Source organism: Nonomuraea mangrovi (assembly GCF_042681425.1).
Lineage (GTDB): Bacteria > Actinomycetota > Actinomycetes > Streptosporangiales > Streptosporangiaceae > Nonomuraea > Nonomuraea mangrovi.
This window is the reverse complement of record NZ_JBHUFV010000007.1, coordinates 110,045-127,990: the sequence shown is the minus strand read 5'-3', so window position 1 is coordinate 127,990 and position 17,946 is coordinate 110,045. Positions and strand designations below refer to the sequence as shown.

General features: G+C 72.0%; 17 protein-coding genes. 8 read left to right on the top strand and 9 right to left on the bottom strand.

Going from position 1 to position 17,946, the window contains the following annotated elements:
- Positions 1 to 78: 78 nt before the first annotated feature.
- A complete protein-coding gene (locus tag ACFSKW_RS06050; protein WP_379570015.1) occupies positions 79 to 1,638 on the top strand; it encodes a PucR family transcriptional regulator in 1,560 nt (519 codons plus the stop codon).
- Positions 1,639 to 1,640: 2 nt separating this feature from the next.
- On the opposite strand, the gene ACFSKW_RS06045 is transcribed toward ACFSKW_RS06050, so the two are convergent.
- The 5 genes from ACFSKW_RS06045 to ACFSKW_RS06025 form a co-directional block, all read right to left on the bottom strand.
- Entirely contained in the window at positions 1,641 to 2,516 is an 876-nt protein-coding gene (locus ACFSKW_RS06045) for a polysaccharide deacetylase family protein (protein WP_379570013.1), read from the bottom strand.
- Positions 2,517 to 2,524: 8 nt separating this feature from the next.
- A complete protein-coding gene (locus ACFSKW_RS06040; RefSeq protein ID WP_379570011.1) occupies positions 2,525 to 3,640 on the bottom strand; it encodes an oxidoreductase in 1,116 nt (371 codons plus the stop codon).
- A 7-nt stretch (positions 3,641 to 3,647) separates the two neighbouring features.
- A complete protein-coding gene (locus tag ACFSKW_RS06035; protein WP_379570009.1) occupies positions 3,648 to 4,271 on the bottom strand; it encodes a DUF1989 domain-containing protein in 624 nt (207 codons plus the stop codon).
- Positions 4,272 to 4,376: 105 nt separating this feature from the next.
- The gene (locus ACFSKW_RS06030; RefSeq protein WP_379570007.1) at positions 4,377 to 5,702 is read right to left on the bottom strand and encodes a M28 family peptidase; all 1,326 of its coding nucleotides are present in this window, start codon (positions 5,700 to 5,702) and stop codon (positions 4,377 to 4,379) included.
- Positions 5,699 to 7,045 (bottom strand): MFS transporter, encoded by a 1,347-nt coding sequence (locus ACFSKW_RS06025; protein WP_379570005.1) that lies wholly within the window; start codon positions 7,043 to 7,045, stop codon positions 5,699 to 5,701. Before ACFSKW_RS06025 ends, ACFSKW_RS06030 begins: the two co-directional genes overlap by 4 nt.
- 76 nt (positions 7,046 to 7,121) lie before the next feature.
- Between ACFSKW_RS06025 and ACFSKW_RS06020 the strand changes: the two genes are divergently transcribed.
- Genes ACFSKW_RS06020 through ACFSKW_RS06005 form a run of 4 tightly spaced genes read left to right on the top strand, consistent with a single transcriptional unit; the run spans position 7,122 to position 11,543 of the window.
- Entirely contained in the window at positions 7,122 to 7,904 is a 783-nt protein-coding gene (locus ACFSKW_RS06020; protein WP_379570003.1) for a GntR family transcriptional regulator, read from the top strand.
- Complete coding sequence (locus tag ACFSKW_RS06015; RefSeq protein ID WP_379570001.1) at positions 7,901 to 10,096, top strand: GH36-type glycosyl hydrolase domain-containing protein; 2,196 nt, start codon at positions 7,901 to 7,903, stop codon at positions 10,094 to 10,096. The genes ACFSKW_RS06020 and ACFSKW_RS06015 overlap by 4 nt, the downstream gene beginning before the upstream one ends.
- Positions 10,093 to 10,857, top strand: coding sequence for a sugar isomerase domain-containing protein (locus ACFSKW_RS06010; RefSeq protein WP_379569999.1), 765 nt, complete (start codon positions 10,093 to 10,095; stop codon positions 10,855 to 10,857). Before ACFSKW_RS06015 ends, ACFSKW_RS06010 begins: the two co-directional genes overlap by 4 nt.
- Positions 10,854 to 11,543 carry an SDR family NAD(P)-dependent oxidoreductase gene (locus ACFSKW_RS06005; RefSeq protein WP_379569997.1) on the top strand — a complete coding sequence of 230 codons (690 nt, stop codon included), beginning with the start codon at positions 10,854 to 10,856 and terminating at the stop codon, positions 11,541 to 11,543. The genes ACFSKW_RS06010 and ACFSKW_RS06005 overlap by 4 nt, the downstream gene beginning before the upstream one ends.
- 15 nt (positions 11,544 to 11,558) lie before the next feature.
- Here the strand turns inward: ACFSKW_RS06005 and ACFSKW_RS06000 are convergent, their stop codons facing one another.
- Together ACFSKW_RS06000 and ACFSKW_RS05995 are read right to left on the bottom strand one after the other, a co-directional pair.
- A complete protein-coding gene (locus tag ACFSKW_RS06000) occupies positions 11,559 to 12,386 on the bottom strand; it encodes a poly(ethylene terephthalate) hydrolase family protein (RefSeq protein ID WP_379569995.1) in 828 nt (275 codons plus the stop codon).
- 66 nt (positions 12,387 to 12,452) lie between these two features.
- On the bottom strand, positions 12,453 to 13,346 hold the full coding sequence (locus ACFSKW_RS05995) for an EamA family transporter (RefSeq protein ID WP_379569993.1): 894 nt from the start codon (positions 13,344 to 13,346) through the stop codon (positions 12,453 to 12,455).
- Between ACFSKW_RS05995 and ACFSKW_RS05990 the strand changes: the two genes are divergently transcribed.
- Entirely contained in the window at positions 13,329 to 13,994 is a 666-nt protein-coding gene (locus tag ACFSKW_RS05990) for a LysR substrate-binding domain-containing protein (RefSeq protein WP_379569991.1), read from the top strand. The two genes, ACFSKW_RS05995 and ACFSKW_RS05990, sit on opposite strands and share 18 nt — an antisense overlap.
- Here the strand turns inward: ACFSKW_RS05990 and ACFSKW_RS05985 are convergent, their stop codons facing one another.
- On the bottom strand, positions 13,995 to 14,858 hold the full coding sequence (locus tag ACFSKW_RS05985) for a S1 family peptidase (RefSeq protein ID WP_379569989.1): 864 nt from the start codon (positions 14,856 to 14,858) through the stop codon (positions 13,995 to 13,997).
- A 319-nt stretch (positions 14,859 to 15,177) separates the two neighbouring features.
- On the opposite strand from ACFSKW_RS05985, the gene pstS reads away from it, so the two are divergent.
- Positions 15,178 to 16,215: a phosphate ABC transporter substrate-binding protein PstS gene (gene pstS / locus ACFSKW_RS05980; protein WP_379569987.1), complete on the top strand. Its 1,038-nt coding sequence runs from the start codon at positions 15,178 to 15,180 to the stop codon at positions 16,213 to 16,215.
- A 115-nt stretch (positions 16,216 to 16,330) separates the two neighbouring features.
- The gene (locus tag ACFSKW_RS05975) at positions 16,331 to 17,497 is read left to right on the top strand and encodes an FAD-dependent monooxygenase (RefSeq protein ID WP_379569985.1); all 1,167 of its coding nucleotides are present in this window, start codon (positions 16,331 to 16,333) and stop codon (positions 17,495 to 17,497) included.
- Positions 17,498 to 17,542: 45 nt separating this feature from the next.
- Here the strand turns inward: ACFSKW_RS05975 and ACFSKW_RS05970 are convergent, their stop codons facing one another.
- Complete coding sequence (locus ACFSKW_RS05970) at positions 17,543 to 17,689, bottom strand: hypothetical protein (RefSeq protein WP_379569983.1); 147 nt, start codon at positions 17,687 to 17,689, stop codon at positions 17,543 to 17,545.
- Positions 17,690 to 17,946 lie beyond the last annotated feature (257 nt).

Below are 17,946 nucleotides of genomic sequence, written 5' to 3'. Positions count from 1 at the left end.
CACACAAGCACGCGAACCTGCGAGCGGGGAGTGGAGGAAGCTCTAGAGAACGAAGCATCGGCTGTATAGAGTTCTAGTGTGTTCACGCTCGCGGCCCTGCTGCGTCACGCCTCACTCGAACTGCGCGTGCTGGTGCCCGGCCCGCCGGGCGCGCTCGACGCGCCCGTCGCCTGGGTGCACAACACCGAGCTGCCCGACCCGTCGCGTTACGTGCGCGAGGGCGAGCTCGTGATGACGAACGGCCTGTGGGCCGATCAGGTGACGGCCGCGCGGTTCGTCGCCAACGTCAGGACGGCCAGGGCAGCAGGGATCATGTTCGGCCTGCGGGCGGAGACGCCGCGCACTCCCCAGGCGCTCGTCGACGCCTGCCGTGAGGCGGGGCTGCCGCTGCTGGAGATCTCCGTGGCCGTGCCGTTCACCGAGGTCTCGCAGGTCGTCGCCGGCATGTCGACCGACGAACGCAAGCAGGCGCTGGTCAGCATGGTCCGCAGGGGAGACGCCCTGGCCACCGCGATCTCCCGCGGAGCGGGCGCCTCGGGCGTGCTCGACGTGCTCAGAGGCGATCACGATCTGCCCCTCGCGGTGGTCGACAGGATGGGGCGGTCGCTCGCGGTCGCAGGCGCCGAACTCGACGGGGACCAGCTGCACGCCGTTGCCGAGGGGCTGGCGAGGCGCCCGCCCGCGCTGGAGGTCGACCTCGGAGCCGCGGGTCGCGCGGCCTTGTTCCCCGTCGGGGCCGTCGGCGACATCGACGCCGCCCTCATCTGCCTCCAGCCGTTGCGCGAGCTCGCGGCGGTCGAGCGGGAGGCGCTGGAGCAGACGGCGCGGTTCCTCAGCCTCGAGGTCGCGAAGCAGCAGGCCGTCCAGGCGATCGAGATGCGCTTCGCCAGCGAGCTGCTGGAGATGGTCCTGTCGGGAGGCCGGCGCGCGGCCGAGGTACCCGGCCGGTTGCGGGCCTTCGGCGTGGATCCCGGAGGGCCGCTGGCCGTGTGCGCGGTGGCCTTCGCCGACGGAGAGGCCGCGACCATCCACGGCCTGGCCGAGGTGATCGGCGAGTTCTTCGCGCGGGAAGGAGTGCCGGCTGTCGTGGCAAGCGGCACCCAGGACGTGGTCGCGGTGCTGCCATGGCGCAACCCCGAGAGCGAGCTGCCGCTCCTGGCCCGGCGTCTGGTGAGCGGCATCGAGCGGCGCTTCCCCGGCCTGCGCCCCGTCGCGGGGCTGAGCGGGCTCGCCCCGCACGCGGCGGAGCTGCGGCCCCGCCTGCTGCAGTCGCGCGAGGCCTGCCGGGTGCTCCGCCGTACCCGCTCGGGGCCCGCCGTGCGCGGCTTCGCCGAGCTGGGCACGCACCGGCTGCTGCTGGGGCTGCTCGACGAGGAGACGCTGCACCAGTTCTCCCACGAGCTGCTCGGCCCCCTGCGGGAGCACGACGCACGGCGAGGCGGGGAGCTGGAGCTGACGCTGCGCGCCTTCCTCGACCACGACGGGCAGTGGGCGGCGACGGCAGGGGTGTTGCACGTCCACGTCAACACCCTGCGCAACCGCCTGACCAAGATCACCGAGCTGACCGGCAGGGACGTGGGCCGTACAGAGGACAGGGTGGACCTGTTCCTGGCGCTGACCATCGACGCCATGGACTGACCTCAGCCGGGATAGACCTCCGGGTCCACCTCCGGGGGCCGTGGCCTGCGCACCGTCAGGCCGGCGTCCGCGGCGGCGACGGCGGCCAGGTCACCGCAGCGGGCGAAGGAGACGTCGGAGCAGCCCTGCGCGTACTCGATGAACTGGCGCAACGCCATCGCCCGGCCGGGACGGCCCGACAGGAACGGGTGCACGCACAGGTTGAACAGGCCCCCGTAGTGGCGCATGCCGTCGAGTTCGGCCCGCCAGAGTTCGAGGACCTTCACCGGGGACTCGATGACCGATCCGATGTGCGGGGCGGGCAGGAAGGCGTACTGCTCCCAGTCGTCGAGCGACCAGTGCACGGGCAGCTCGACGATCTCCCCCGCCGCCGTGGCCACCTTGTACGGCCGGTCGTCGCCCATCAGGGAGGAGTCGTAGCGCAGGCCGTACTCGGCGACCAGCTCGCCCGTCTGCCAGGTCGCCTCCCACAGCGCCGCCCGATGCCCCAGGATCTCGATGCCCTGCTTGTCGAAGACCGCCAGAGCGCGCTCGAAGTCGGCCCGTTCCTCCTGCGGGGTCATCGACGTGGGCGGCCGGTGGCTGTAGGAGTGGTGCGCGACCTCGTGCCCCCGCTCGGCGATCGAGGCGGCCAGCCCGGGCCGATGCTCGGCCACCCAGCCCGGCACGAAGAACGTCGCGGGCACGACCAGCTCGTCGAGCAGGTCGAGGATGCGGGGCAGGCCCACTTCGGGACCATAGGCCTGGTGGGACATCGTCATGGCGTGGTCGGCGTACTCGCGTCCCTGGGCGAGGATCGGCGTCTCCGCGTCAACGTCGAAGGTCAGCGTCACGACCGCGGCGGCCTCGCCCTGCCAGGTGTTGTGCGTCTTGCTCATGTTCTTCCTTACCGCGCTTCGACGGCCTGCCGCCACAGCCGGGCGTGGCTGAGTGTCGCCATCGGCTGCAGCATCTCGTGGTCGAACGCCGCGAGGGGCGTCCCCTCGGCCAGGCGCCGGGGGAAGTCGGGGTTGGCGAGCGCTCCCCTCCCGATGGCCAGCACGTCGGCGTGGCCGTCCTCCAGGACGGTCGCCGCCTGGCCGGGGTCGTGCATGCCGCCGTTGGCCACGACGGGCAGGCCGGTCACCTTGCGGGCCAGACCGGTGATCGTGATGCCCCCGTCCAGGGTGGCGGTCTCGATCCAGTCCCGGCCTTCGCTGGCGATGTGCAGGTAGGTCGGGCCCGCCTCGGCCAGGGTGGCGAAGATGATCTCCGCGTCGCGGGCGCCGCCCGCCCACCGGTGCGTGAAGTCGTTGACCTTGGTCTGCGACAGCCGTACGCCGACGCAGAAGTCGGGGCCGACCTCCTCGCGGACGGCGGAGACCACCTCGGCCGTCAGCCGCGCCCGGGCGGCGACGGAGCCTCCGTAGCGGTCGTCGCGCAGGTTGGTGTAGTCGGTCAGGAACTGGTCGAGCAGGTAGCCGTTGGCGGCGTGCAGCTCGATGCCGTCGAAGCCGGCCTGCCTGGCCCGCGCCGCCGAGAGCGCGAACCCGCGCACCGCCGCGTCGATGTCGTCCTGGTTCATCTCCCTCGGCGTCGGCCACGGGCCGTACCCGCCGTACTCGGGCATCTTCAGCCCGCGGGGCGTGACGGCCGAGGGCCCCGCCGTGTCCTCCCGGTAGCGGTTGCCCTGCGACAGGGCGCCCGCGTGCATGAGCTGGAGCACCATGGGCGCTCCCGCGGCGCGCACCTGGCCGGTGATCTCCCGCCACGCCGCCACGTGCCCGTCCGTGACGATTCCCGGCTGGTTGGCGTACCCCTGGCTAAAGAGCGTGTCGGTGTAGGTCCCCTCGGTGATGACGAGGGAGAACCCGCCCTCCGCGTACGCGCGGTAGTAGTCGGCCATCTCGGCCGTCGGCGTGCCGTCGGCGGTGGCCGACACCCTGGTCATGGGCGAGACCGCGAGCCGGTTGGCCAGCTCGAGTCCGCCGATCCGGTCCGGTCGCAGCGCGGGATGCGTCATCGCTCGTTCACTCCTTGGTGTCGTTGGGGTCGTCGTGGCCGTCCAGCAGCTCGATCGCCAGCGGGGTCGGCTTGTGCCCGTTGATCTCCACGAGGTCCTGCGGGCAGGCCGACACCGCGACCACGCAGTCCATGACGGCCTCGAACGTGATCGCGTCGCCCGCGCGGCTGATCGCGCTCAGCCAGCTCAGCCGGCCGCCGTCCGCCACGGGGATCCGCATGAACACGTTGACGGGCTGCGGCGTGCCGGGAAAGGTCAGGCCCAGGTGGTCCAGGCTCCGGCGCAGGTTGTCGGCGCACGAGGCGTGGTAGCCCCGCACGCCGAGCGCGGCGTACCGGTTGGCGTCGCAGGCGGCGATGAGCATGTCATGCCAGCCCGGGGAGGTGTCGTCCGCCAGGGTGAGGATGGGCCTGCGGCGGTCGGTGACGAAGTGCTCCCCCCGAGCGGGGAACAGGCGGCTGGTGGAGGCGCGGGTGTGGGACGCGCTGAGATGCTCGGTCACGTCGTCGGCGGCGAAGGCGAAGACGTCGCCGACCTGGCCGCCCTCGAGATCGACGATCCGTACCCGCTGCCCGGCTCCGACCTTGACGGCCCGGCCTTCGCTGGCGGGCACGATGAATCGCGAGTGCATACGCACAGCGAAACACGGGCCGGACATGTCAGGACATGGACGTCGCTCCAGTGTTCAAGGCATGGGATGGAGGATCCTCCACCACAAGGGCGATGCGCGCACCGGTCATCGGGCTGCCGGGGACCGGGTCCACCCGTCGGTGCCGAGCACGATGCGGACGGCCGCCCTGGTGAGCGGCTCCAGGGCGGCCTGGTCGACCTTGTCGACGGTGTCGGCGGAGTCGAACAGGTACATGGGCGCCGCGAGGAAGTGCACCAGCGGCACCTTCTCGGGGAAGAAGAACGCGCCGTCCGTCAGCGGCATCGGGTCGAACAGGTCGGGCCGCACGACGAACGAGCGGCGCAGGTCCTCGGCGACGAGCGTGTCGTGGACCAGCTTCTCCAGCGGCGGATCCTGGGTGGTGAACCACCAACGGGGCTCGGGGTCGGCGGTCGGCACCAGGGCGCCGTCGACGACCTCGCAGCGCAGGGCCGCGTGCTCCAGGTGCAACTGGAGCACGACCTTGCCGAGCAGGTCCCTGTTGGCGGCGATGAAGGCCCTGGTGCCGGCCGCGTGGGCCATGTGTCCAGCGGTGAGCAGGAACAACAGGTTGTGCGGCCGCTGCTCGCTCGGCACCTGCGACCAGTACCGGGCCGCGGCCAGCACCAGCGCCACGCCCGAGGCGTCCTCCACGGCCGAGGCCCATGGCGCGTCGTGGTGCGACCCGATGATCACCCACTGGTCGGAGCGGCCAGGCAGCACGCCGGTTACGTTGCGCGACACGGCGGGCCGTACCTCCGCCTCGACGCCGAGTGTCGCCGTGCACGGCCCGCGGGACATGAGGGCGAGCAGCGCGCGGGAGTCGTCGCGCGACAGCCAGACCGCGGGGATGGGCCGGCGGACCGCGTCGTAGGGCACGTAGTGGTCGCGGCTCTCCCACGGCATGCCGGAGAAGGCGCCGACGAATCCGGCCGCGCCGGCCTCGATCGTCGCCCGCAGGCCGGCCATCGCGTCCAGGTCCATGGGCAGGATCTGTTCGAGTTCGTCGAAGACGCCCTCGGGGTCGTAGAACGACGTCGCGGCCTCCCGCAGCAAGGACTGGGGGAGCCGCCCGAGCGCGCACTCCCGCACCACGATGGCCCCCGGCTCGGGCGTGCGCGCCAGCGGCGCCGTCACCCTCGCCTTCTCCATCGTGTACGGCAGCGCGAACGCCGCCACCTCGACGACCATGGCGGGGTCGGCGTCGAGGTGGGCCCGCAGGGTGGCGCCGACCGGGTGCCAGGCTTCCAGCTCGACCGGCGGCAGCCGTACGTCTTCCAGGCCGAAGTCCGTGAACAGCCCCGCGGCCCACTCCGCCACCCGGTCGTCCGCCCGGTAGCCGGGGCGCCGGACGCCTTCCGCGACCACCGTCTCGATCCACTCCATCATCTGGGCGGCGCTGGGCACGATCACGCGATCGCCTCCTGACGTCGTTCGGCGAGCTCGGCCGCGACCTGGGCGGACAGTTCCTTGGTCACGGGGTAGGCGAGGAAGACGATGGCGCCGGCCACCAGCACGGCGGCGGGCAGCAGGGTCATCGCGAAGACGATCCCGTCCAGCGCCTGCTCGCTCTGCCGCGCGCCGCCCACGTAGCCGGTGAGCGCGAGCGTGTAGGCCACCATCGCGCCGCCCAACCCCGCACCCGCCTTGGCGGCGAAGGCGGCCAAGGAGGTGAACGCGCCCTCCGCGCGCTGGCCGAAGCGCCACTCGGCGTAGTCCACGAGTTCGGCGATGGTGGCGTTGGCCGCGGTGAGCGTCGCCCCGCCGCCCACTGCCGTCACTCCCATCAGAACCAGGACCAGCGTGACGTTCGAGTGCGCCGCCCAGATCGCCACGGACGGCGCGGCGGACAGCGCCAGCGCGCCCAGCAGGGCGGCCTTGAGCCCGACGCGCCGGATCAGCGCGGGCACCAGGAGCGCGCCCAGCATCGTCGGCGGGACCATGGCCAGCGCCGCGACGCTGATCAGCGACCTGTCGCCCACGTTGTAGGTGAAGTAGTAGACGCTGGCCCCACCGGCCGCGATGGCCGTCGACGTGCTGAGCTTGGCGGTGACCAGGACCATCGCCGCGCGGTTCGTCAGGATCAGCGTGACTAGCCGGCGCAGGCCGTACCGTCGCGGGTCCACCGGGCGGACGCGCTCGCGCACCCTTCCCGGCACGATCGCCATGACGGTCAGCGACGCGACGACCAGGCAGAGGGCCCAGACCTGCCAGCCGGTCCGCTCGTCGGCGAAGGAGGAGACCACCGGGATGGTCGCCACGTTGATCACCAGCACGCCGAGGATCCGGCCGAACGTCGACAGCCCCGCCAGGCGCGATCGCTCGGCCGTGTCGGCGGCCATGGTGGGCAGCAGGGAGATGAACGGCAGGTCGACCAGGTCCGCGACGAAGCCCCACAGCAGGTAGGTGACCCAGGCGGCCAGGAGCGGCCACGGTGTCCAGAGGGGCGCGAGGAACACCGCGAGGAAGCCGGCCGACGCCAGCAGGGCGCCGGCGAAGAGGTACGGGCGGTAGCGGCCGCCGCGCCTTTCGGGGAGATGGTCGATCACGTATCCCATGAACGGGTCGCCGACCGCGTCGAGGAGCCTGGCCACCAGAAGCAGCGTGCCGACGGCCGCCGCGCCCAGCCCGACCACGTCGGTGAGGTAGATGAGGATGTAGGAGCCGATGGTCCCGCTCAGGAGGTTGATCCCGAAACCGCCGCCGAAATAGGCGAGCCGTTCGCCTCTCATCGTCTGCCCAGTTAAGACCGCCATGACGGAGCACCTCCGTTGACAGGGACCCTGTTGGCGGAAAAGATACGGTCGTCCGTACAAATTGGGAAGAGGGCGGATGACCGACATCGACTGGGCGCGGCGGCTGGCACTCGAGCCCGGCGCAGCCGTCCCTCTCTACTACCAGCTGCGCGAGCGCCTGCGCGCGGTGATCGCCGACTACGCGCCCGACACCCCCATCCCCGCCGAGAAGGACCTGATGACCTTCGCCGGGGTGAGCAGGGCGACCGCGCGGCGGGCGATCGGCGACCTCGTCCAGGAGGGGCTGCTGGTGGCCAGGCAGGGCAGCGGCACCTACACGGCGCCGCTCGGGGTCGCCTCCGAGCTGGGGGCCAGGCCCGCCGGCTTCACCGAGGCGATGGCCAGGCTGGGGCGCAGGCCCACCACGCGGGTGCTGGAGGCGAAACCGCGGCCGTGCCCCGCCGCCGTGGCACCAGCGCTCGGGCTCGAGGCGGGGGCGGAGATCGTCTTCCTGGAGCGGCTCAGGCTCCTCGACGGCGAGCCCTGCATGATCGAGAGCGCCCATCTCCCCTCGGAGCTGGTGCCCGGCATCCTCGAAGAGGACCTGACCGGCTCCCTGTACGGCCTGCTGCGGCTCAAGTACGGGCTGAGCCCCGCCTCGGGCAGGGAGACGATCGGCGCGGTCAACGCCGACTACCGGCTGGCCGGGCTGCTGCACGTCCCCATGGCCGCGGCCCTCCTGGCGACCAGCAGGACGACGGCCACCGAGGCCGGCCTGCCCCTGGAGTACACGATCCGGCACGCCAGGGGTGACCTGGCCGTCTTCTCCGTCGAGCTCAACGACGCGAAGAACGTCCTGCTCGGCCAGGCCGGGCCGTGAGCGCCTTCGGCGAGTGGACGACCCTCCACGGCCTGCCCGCCTTCTCCTACACCATGGACCAGGAGCGCGACCCGCGCGCGCTGTGGGACCCGATCCTCGACCCGCCGACGCGCAGGCACGTCGTCCATCTCGGCAACCGGCGGATCACGCTGGTCGCCGACAACTTCGGCCGCTGCGACCTGTTCGACGAGCACACCGGGCTGCGCTGGCTGACCCGCGGCACCGGCGTGAGCAGGATCGGTGACCTTTCGACCGAGGGATCCACGGCCGAGCGCCTGTTCGGGCCGACGTTCGTGGTGGTGCGGGCGGCCGACGAGCGCGTGTCGATCGAGCGCACGGTGCTCTGCCCCGAGGGGGAGCAGCCGTGGGTCCTCATCAGGCTGCGGGTGCGCAACCTGACCGGCGAGCCCTTACGGCTGGCGCTGACCGAGGAGTGGGACAGCCGCCCCGCCGACATCAGGCTGATCAGCGGCTCCGCCCCCGCTGCTGATCCCGGGCTCGAACTGGAGTCACCGGGCGGGGAGCGGAGCGGGTCGGGACGGCTCACCGTCGCGCTCGACCTGGAAAACGAGACGGTCCTGGAGTTCCGCTACGGCCTCCTCGCCGAGGACACCTCTGGGAACGCCGCGGGCACGGCTTCCGGGGACGCCGCCTCCGGAGCCGCCGCCGGCGCGGGCACCGGTTTCGGAGGCACCGGTTTCGGAGGCGCCGGTTTCGGAGGCGCCGGCTTCGGGGGTGCCGGCTTCGAGGACAGCCTGGCGAAGCTGGCCGCGCGGCTGCCGCGGGCGCGTGCCGCGCAGGCCCCCGAGGCCGAGCGGGAGATCCCGTGGCACGCGGCGCTGCTGACGGGCGGCGCGTGCGCCGACGGCGTGCTCGGCGGGCACACCCTGGACCAGGGATCGTGCTACTCGTTCAGGCACGGCTTCAACGGGGCCGCGCGCGACCCGCTGCAGCACGCGCTGCCGCTCGTGTACACCGAGCCCGACCTGGCCCTGTCCGTGCTGCGCAACACGTGCGCGTGGGGGAGTCCCGACGGGGACCTGCCGTACGCGCTGCGGCCGGACAAGTCGCCGTGGACCGAGCTGTTCCGGCCCTCCGACCAGAACCTGTGGGCGCTGTGGCTCGGAGCGGAGTACCTGGCCGCGACAGGGGACGCGCGGGCCTTCGGCGAGGCCGTGCCGTACCACCCCGCGCACGCCGCGCAGGCGGTGCCGCTCGGGGAGAACCTGCGGCGGCAGTTCCGGTTCTTCGCCGACGTCGTCGGCAGGGGCGGGCACGGGCACGTGCGCATCCTCAACGCCGACTGGAACGACCTGGCGATCTCCATGAGCGGCGTGCCGAGGCAGGAGATGATCGAGCACGGCGAGTCCGTGCTGAACTCGGCGATGGCCGCATGGGTGCTGCCCCGCTACGCGGCGCTGGCCGAGCGGCTCGGCGACCACGCCACGGGGGCCGAGGCGCGCGAGCTCGGCGAGGAACTGCGCGCCCTGGTGGCCGGCGAGTGGAACGGGCGCTGGTTCCGCCGCGCCTACGGTCCGGGAGCCGTGGTCGGCGAGGACGACCTGTGGCTGGAGGTCCAGCCGTGGGCGATCCTCTGCGGCGCCGCGCCGCCCGAGCAGGCGCGCGCGCTGCTGGAGCGGATCGAGGACACGGCCGCCGCCGGGTCCCCGCTGGGCGCCAGGGTCAGGTGGCCCGCCGCGCCGGGAGCCGACGGCGCGATCTGGTACGCGATCAACATGACGCTCGTCTGGGCCGCGGCCGCACACGCCCCCGAACTCGGGTGGGCATGGTGGCGGCGGATGTCGCTGGCCGCGCACGCCGCGGCCTACCCGGACGTCTGGGAGGGCACCCTGTCGGGGCCGGACGCCTACCTGCCGCCCGAATCGGCGCGCCCGGGGCGTACGTGGGACCTGGCCGACGTCGGCGTCGCCATGCAGGCCTACCCGGTGGCCAACCTGCACGCGCATGCCCAGCCCCTGCTGGCCTACCTGCGCCTGCTCGGCGTCGAACCCGGCCCGTCAGGCGAGCTCCGCGTCGGCGGCGGGGCCCGGTTCCAGAGCGCGGTGCTGACCGTCGGCGCCCCGCTCCGCGGAGAACCGTCGCCACTGCCGGGAGAGACGTCGCCACCCCGGGGAGGACCGTCGCCACACCAGGGAGAAGCGTCGGCGCTTCGAGGAGGGACGTCGGCATGAAGTGGATCAGGCGTGCGGTCGAGCTGCTCGGCGAGATCGAACGCAGCCAGGAGGAGGCGATCGAGGCCGCGGCCTCGATCGCCGCGCGGGTGATCGGCGGCGGGGGCGTGGTGCACACGTTCGGCACCGGGCACTCCCGGATGGGCGTGGAGGAGATGTTCCCCCGCTACGGCTCGTACCCGGGCTTCCATCCCATCGTGGAGCTGTCGATGACGTTCTACACGCAGGTCGGCGGGCCGAACGGGATGCGGCAGGCGATGTTCATCGAGCGGGTCGAGGGGCTGGCAGGACAGATCCTGGCCAACTACGAGCTGCGGCCGACCGACGCCGCGATCGTCTTCAGCGTCAGCGGGCTGAACGCGGTCCCGATCGAGCTGGCCATGGGGCTGCGCAAGGCCGGTGTGCCCGTGATCGCGGTGACGTCGATGCGCGAGACGACCGCGGCCGAGCCTGCCCACCCGAGCGGGACCCGGCTGGCCGACCACGCCGACGTGGTGGTCGACCTCTGCACGCCCGTCGGCGACGCGCTGTGCGGGATCGACGGGGTGGCCGAGCCGGTCGGCCCCGGCAGCACCCTGGCCGCCGTCGCGGTGGTCAACGAGATCAAGGTCCGTACGGCCGAGCGGCTGGCAGGGGACGGCCTGCTGCCGCCGGTCATCTCCAGCGCCAAGCTCGTCGGGCCGCGGCGAGCCGAGGAGCTGTTCGAGGCCGCCTACCTGGAGCACGCCCGCAGGGCGGCCGAGGTGCTGAGGAAGCCATGACCGTCCTGGTGGCCGGATCTCATGGCGGCATCGGCAGGGCCTGCGTCGAGGTCGTGCGGGCCGCCGGCGGCACGGCCTTCGGCGTCGACCTGGCCGACGGTATCGACATCACCAGGCCCGGCGGCGCCGAGCAGGCCGTCGCCAGGGCGGTGTCCGCCCATGGGAAGATCACCGGAGTCGTGCACGCGGTCGGCATGTCCGGCAGGTCGCTCGGTGACGGCGGCATCACCGAGTGCGGCGACGCGGCCTGGAGCGAGGTGCACAGGGTCAACCACGAGTCGGTGTTCCGGCTGCTGCGCGCCACCGTCCCGGTCATGGAGCAGGGCGGCTCGATCGTGGTGATCGGCTCGGCGCTGGGCACCTCGATCGACGACGACTTCCGCACGGTGGCGTACGCCTCGGCGAAGGGCGCGCTCATCCCGCTGATCAGATCGGCGGCCAGGGAGGCGGCCCCGCGCGGCGTGCGGATCAACCTGATCTCCGCCGGTCTCGTCGCCACCCCGATGAGCCGTCGCGCCCAGGCGGATCGCGCCATCCAGGCCAGGCTTCCCAGGCTCATGCCCCTGGGGGCCGCGCTGTGCGACCCCGCCGACATCGCCGCCGCCGTCCTGTGGCTGCTCTCCTCTGCCGCGCACCGCACCACGGGCGCCGTCATCCCCGTCGACGGCGGCTGGCACCTGCGGTGACTGTGGACGGCGCGGTCAGGGCAGATTCTTCTGGGCGGCGTTCTCCCACGACGGGTTGGCGCCGATCTCGGGAGCGGGGCCGGCGAAGGCGCCGCGCGCGGTGGGGTCGCCCTGCAGGGTGTACATCAGCCACGCGGTCAGGTATCCGAGGAAACCGCCGCCCGTGCCCTGGATCGTGTTGTGGCCCGCCCCCTTGAGCATGGCCTTGGCGGCGGCGCCGGGGACGGCGTTGTAGTAGCCCTGGACGGCGGAGTGCGGGGAGATCAGCCAGTCGTTCGAGCCGCTGAGGAACAGCACGGGACAGGTCAGCAGGTCCACGGAGAACCTGTCGCCGGCGCTCACCAGTCCGGGGGCGGGCAGCGCGATCGGCACCACTGACGTGATCAGGCCGCCTGACTTGGTGGCGGTGTTGACCGAGCCGCCCGCGCCCTGCGAGTGGCCGACGGCGCCGACCCTGGTCACATCGAGCTTTCCGTGGAAGACGCTGGCCGGATCGGCGTTCCTGTCGACCAGGTACCGCGCGGCGTCGATCATCTCCGCACCGGTGCCGGTCGTCTTGTCCGTCGAGGCGACCACCGCGAAACCCCAGGAGGCGAGCCGGCCGAGCACGCCCGCGTACTGCGAAGGCACCGCGTTCGTGCCGTTGCCCCAGGTGACGATCGGGTGTTTGAAGCCTCCGGCGCCGAGGTCGGCGGGGTAGTAGAGCTTGTACGCGGTGCCGACGTCGGCGGTGGCGACCGTCCACGGTCCCGCGACCTTGTAGAGGGACTCGATCGTGGCGGTGGCGTGCGCGGGGGAGACCATGATGCCCAGTAACAGCACCACGGCGGCCAGAAGCCTCATACAGCCTCCACATGTTGTACGGATGACCGTATCTTTCGCGGAGGCGGGACCGCTGTCAATGCTCGATCAACCGGTGGCGTCCCGCCGGCCGGGCGCCAGGACGCTGACGGCGTTGGCCGCGACGATCGCGCCGATGCTGAGCCACGCGCTCCATTCCAGCGACTGGCCCAGGATCACCAGGCCCACGAGCGCGGCCAGGACGGGATTGACGCTCATGAAGACCCCGAAGAAGTGGGCGGGGAACCGGCGCAGCGCGAACAGGTCGACGAGGAAGGGCGAAGCCGAGCACAGCACCCCGGCCGCGCCCGCGCGGGCCAGGGCTTCGAAGGTCGGCGGGTGCTGGACGAGGACGACGACGCCGACGGGCACGAACATCAGCGCGGACAGGCCGGCGGCCGCTGCCGATCCTTCGGCGCCGGGCAGCCGCCGGCCGATGGTGCGGTTGAGCAGGATGTAGGAGGCCCAGCACACCGCCGCCAGCAGGCTGAGCCCGATGCCGAGATAGTCCGTCGTCGGCTGCGGGCGGGTCAGCGCGACCACGCCGAGACCCGCGACCACCGCGCAGGCGACGTCCACCCGGCGCCGCGAGGTGGACAGGGCCACGGCCAGCGGCCCGAGGAACTCCAGCGTCACCGCCAGGCCGAGGCCGACCCGGTTGATCGCGCTGTACAACGACAGGTTCATGGTCCCGAAGACGAGCGCCAGCAGCAGGACGGGCCACCACTGCCGCCAGGTGAACGTCCAGATTCTCGGCCTGCCGACGGCCAGCAGGACGATCCCGGCGACCCACTGCCGCATGGCCACGACACCGGCGGGCCCGATGACGGGAAAGGCCAGCGCCCCGATCGCCGCGCCGACCTGGTTGGACAGGCCGCTGCCGAACAGCATCGCGGCGCCCGCCCAGCGCGCCTGCTCAGGGTAGGCGCCGACGGCTGGGGACGCGTGTTCCGTCGTCTGCATGCGCCCAGCCTGCGGCAGTTCGTCCCATCCGCCACCGGTCACACCCGCCTGCGCATCGGCTACGCGTGGTCGGCCATGGGCCGCCACACGCTGGCCTTTCAACGCCGATGGGCCGCCCTGCGCCCGGACACCGAGCTGAGGCTCGTCCGCACCAACTCCGCCACCGCGGGGCTGGCCGAAGGCGCGTGCGACCTCGCCGTCGTCCGCATCCCGCCCGACCCGCGGCGCTTCGACGACGTGATCGTCGGGCTCGAGCGGCGCTTCTGCGCCGTGGCGGCCGACGATCCCTGGTCCAGGCGCCGTTCCATCCACCTGGCCGAGATCAGCGATCGCACGCTCCTCATCGACCGGCGCACAGGGACGACCACGCTCGACCTGTGGCCCGCGCAGGCTCGCCCGCAGGTCGAGTACACCAACGACATCGACGACTGGCTCGCCGTCATCGCGACGGGACGCTGCGTCGGGGTCACCGCCGAGGGGTCCGTCGCCCAGTACCCCAGGCCGGGCATCGTCTACCGGCCGCTGCGCGATGCCGCGCCCATCCCCGTACGGCTGGCCTGGTGGCGCGACGACCCGCACCCGGCCACGCCGGCGGCCGTCGAACTGCTCACCGAGCTCTACCGTGAGGGGGCCGACGCCGGCCTGTGATCAGGAGGCGCTGTGCAGCCCCGCGCCGATGGTCTCGGTGATCCAGGCGCGGTAGTGGGTCACGTCGGTCCAGATCCCGACCCCGGGACCGCCGTCGGGGTTGGTGGAGCAGCCGGCGCCGCCGTCCATGGGGTCTTCGACGTCGTCGCCGTCACGCGAGGTGGCTCCGATGAGCTCCCACCTGCCGGCCACCTGCCGGATCTGCGGGCCGCCGGAATCGCCGTTGCAGGCGCTGGCCGCACGGCCTTGGCGCTCGCCGGTGCACAGCTCGGCGCCGCGGTGGAGGAAGACGCACCTGTCGTCGGGCACGCGCACGGTGTCGAGCTCGTGGAGCCGCTGCGTCTTGCAGGCGGGATCGTTCTTGTCCTCGCACACCAGGCCCCAGCCGATGACGCGGGTCGGCTCGCCCACCGCGCCGGGCTCGTCGGCGACGCGGATGGGCTCGAGGGGTACCTTCCGGTCGAGTTGGACCAGCAGGATGTCGGCCTTCGGCCCTCTCCTGCCGCTGTGACCCTGTCCGGGATAGGTGACGAAGCGCTTGACGCCTGCTACCACTCCGCCCTTGTCGCGGTCGAGGGAGCCGACCCGTACCTGCGTCTTGCCGGGCTTGATGAGGCCCTTGCAGTGCGCGGCGGTGACGACCCAGTCCGCGGCGACCAGGGCGCCGCCGCAGTGGTGCTCGGGCAGGTCACGCAGTTGGAAGGAGACCATGAACGAGTACGGCTGCGCCGACGCCTGCCCGCCGATGATGGCGGGACGGCCGGAGCCGGCGGACGCGACGGCCGCGGCGGCGGGGATCAGCGCCAGCCCGGCGGCCATGAGGGCGGCGAGCACCGCCGCTCGTCTGCGGGTTGCCTTGAACACACACATCTCCATCATTTGAGTGGCGTGGCGGGGGAGACACCTGGAACGTTCCGCGATTCACTTACGGTTCTCCGGCGGCAGGCTCGACTGCTCAACTGATGGCGGCCGCACACTTGTCCGCTACCCACCGGTTTGCACCGCTAACGTCCGGCGGACGCCCACCGGCTCGGCATGCAAGGCTACCTGCGACTTTGGGTGGAATTGACCCGCCGTGAGCCCGAACCGGCTTGACCAGTCGATGACTGTGCGTTGCGACCGGTTTGCGAGCTGATTCACCAAATCGGGGAATGTCCTTCATAGCGTCGAGTGTGTGCCGAAGATGACAGCAATCGCCGTGCCCCTCGCGCTGGCGTCCCTCGTGTTGACCTCGTGCGTCAACGACTCGCCCGACACCGTCGTCGTGGCCGGTGAGACCGCCACGATCCAAGGCTCCGGCTCGTCGGCGCAGCTCGGCGCGATGGACGCATGGCGCGCGGACTTCCACAAGATCTATCCCGGTCTGCGGATCGACTACCGGGCCAACGGCTCGGGAGCCGGGGTGCGGGACTTCATCGCGGGGGTGACCTCCTTCGCCGGCACCGACGTCCCGCTGAAGCCGAACGAGCAGGCGCTGGCGGACAAACGCTGCCGCGGCCGCGCGCTTCACCTGCCGATGGTGGTGGGCCCCGTCGCCGTGGCCTACAACCTGCCGTCGGTGCGCGGCCTCAAGCTCTCGCCGACCACCATGTCCGGCATCTTCAGCGGGAGGATCACCCAGTGGGACGCCCCCGAGATCGCCGCCGACAACCGCGGAGCCCGCCTGCCTCACGCCCGTATCCAGGCCCTGCACCGCTCCGACGACTCGGGCACCAGCCACAACTTCACCACCTACCTGAAGGCGGCGGGCGGCTGGCCGTACCAGCCGTCCAGGGCGTGGCCCGCGCGAGGCCGCGGTGTGGCAGGCTCCCGAGGCATCACCGACGCCGTCCAGGACACCCCAGGCTCGATCGGCTACATGGAGTACGGCTTCGCCAGCAGCGCCGAGCTGCAGATCGCGAAGGTGAAGAACGCCGCGGGCGAGTTCGTCGCGCTGTCGCCGGAGAGCGCGACCAGGAGCCTCACCGGTGCGGAGATGGTCGACAAGAACGGCGATCTGACCATCAAGCTGGACTACACGACCAAGGAGAAGGGCGCCTATCCGATCGTCCTGGTGACCTACGAGGTCGCCTGCCGCAAGGGCTCCGACCCGCTGGTGCGCAGCTTCCTCCGCTACACCGCCGGCAACGCGGGCCAGTCGTACCTGTCTCTGTTCGGCTACGCCCCGCTGCCGCCGGAAGTGATCGCGAAGGTGCGCGCCCAGGTCGAGGCCATGACGTAGCCCGCAGCGACGGGCAGGACACGCGCCTTCCGCCCGGTGAGCGGACGGTGAGCGGGTGGTGAGCCGTGCCGCGCAACCTCGAGTGACGCGCTCACAACCCCCGAAGGAGCTCCCCGTGAACATCCTCATCTCCGGCGCCGGTGTCGCAGGCCCCGCCCTGGCCCACTGGCTGCGTCGCCACGGCTTCAACCCGACGATCGTCGAAACAGCCCCCGCGCTGCGTGACGGCGGCCACGCCGTGGACTTTCGCGGCAAGGCCCACCTGTCCGTCCTGCGCCAGATGGGAGTGCTCGACGAGATCCGGCGCAACCAGACGGGCATGGGCGCCATGTCGTACGTCAGCGCCACCGGCAAGAAGATCAGCAGCATGCCCGCCGACCTGTTCGCCGGTGACGTGGAGATCCTGCGAGGCGACCTGTCACGCGTGCTGTTCGACGCCACCGACGCCGAGTACCTGTTCGGCGACACCATCACCGGCCTGGCCGAGGACGCCCACGGTGTCACGGTCACCTTCGAGCGCGCCCCGGTCCGGCGGTTCGACCTGGTGATCGGGGCCGACGGGCTGCACTCCACCGTCAGGGCGCTGGCCTTCGGCCCGGAAACCGACTACGTGCGCCATCTCGGCGTGCACTGCGCCGCCTTCCCTCTCGACAACTACCTCGGCCTCGACCACACCGGCCTGGCGTACCGCCCGCCGGGCAAGCTGGTCGCCATCTACAGCGCGCGGCACAACACCGAGGCCAGGGCCATGTTCCTGTTCGGGTCACCCCCGCTGGCCTACGACAGGCGCGACGTCATGCAGCAGAAGAAGATCCTCGCCGAAGCGTTCGAAGGCGTCGGCTGGGAGACCTCGCGCGCGCTCGCGGCCATGTGGGACGCGCCCGATTTCTACTTCGACTCGGTCGCGCAGGTTCGCATGGATCGCTGGTCCAGGGGCAGGGTCGCCCTGCTCGGCGACGCCGCGTACTCGCCCTGCCTGCTGTCGGGCATGGGATCAGGCCTGGCCGTGGTCGGCGCGTACGTGCTGGCGGGCGAGCTGGCGGCGGCCGGAGGCGACCATCGTGTGGCGTTCCCCCGCTACGAGGAGGCGATGCGCGAGTACGCCGGGGGCGCCCAGAAGTCCGGTGAGGGAGTGAGCAGGATGGTGGTCCCGCAGGGTCGCCTGATGACCGCCTTCCTGAACCAGTACATGCGGCTCATGCCGTACCTGCCGGGCAAGCAGATGATCGCCGACTCCGCCCGCCGTACGGCCGAGGCCATCACCCTGAAGGAGTACCGCTAGCGGGCAGCCGAGGCAGGTCGGGACGGCCGAACGGCCCCGCGTCGTTCAGCCCGGACGGACGGCCTGGATCGCGGCGTCGCGCGTGAGCGCGGCACCGCTGTCGTAGGCCGCCGTGTACGGCTCGTCTCCGAGCAGGGCACGGGCCCGCTCCGTCGGCCGCACCAGGTTGTCGAACCCGCTCAGATCCGGCATCCCGCACAGCGCGGCCCAGGGCGTTGGCGCTGCCCGCCGGGGGCTCGTCGCCCCAGATGGCCGTCGTCAGCACCTCGACCGGCACGACGCGTCCCGGCTCGAGCGCGAGCCTGGCCAGCAGCGTCCGCACCCTGATGCCGGGGATCTCGACCGGGCGGCCGTCGTCGTCGCGTACCTCGAACGGGCCAAGCAACATCACACGCACGGCCCAAGCTTGCCATCTGCCCGCCTACCGCTCTAATCGCCGCAGGTCATTC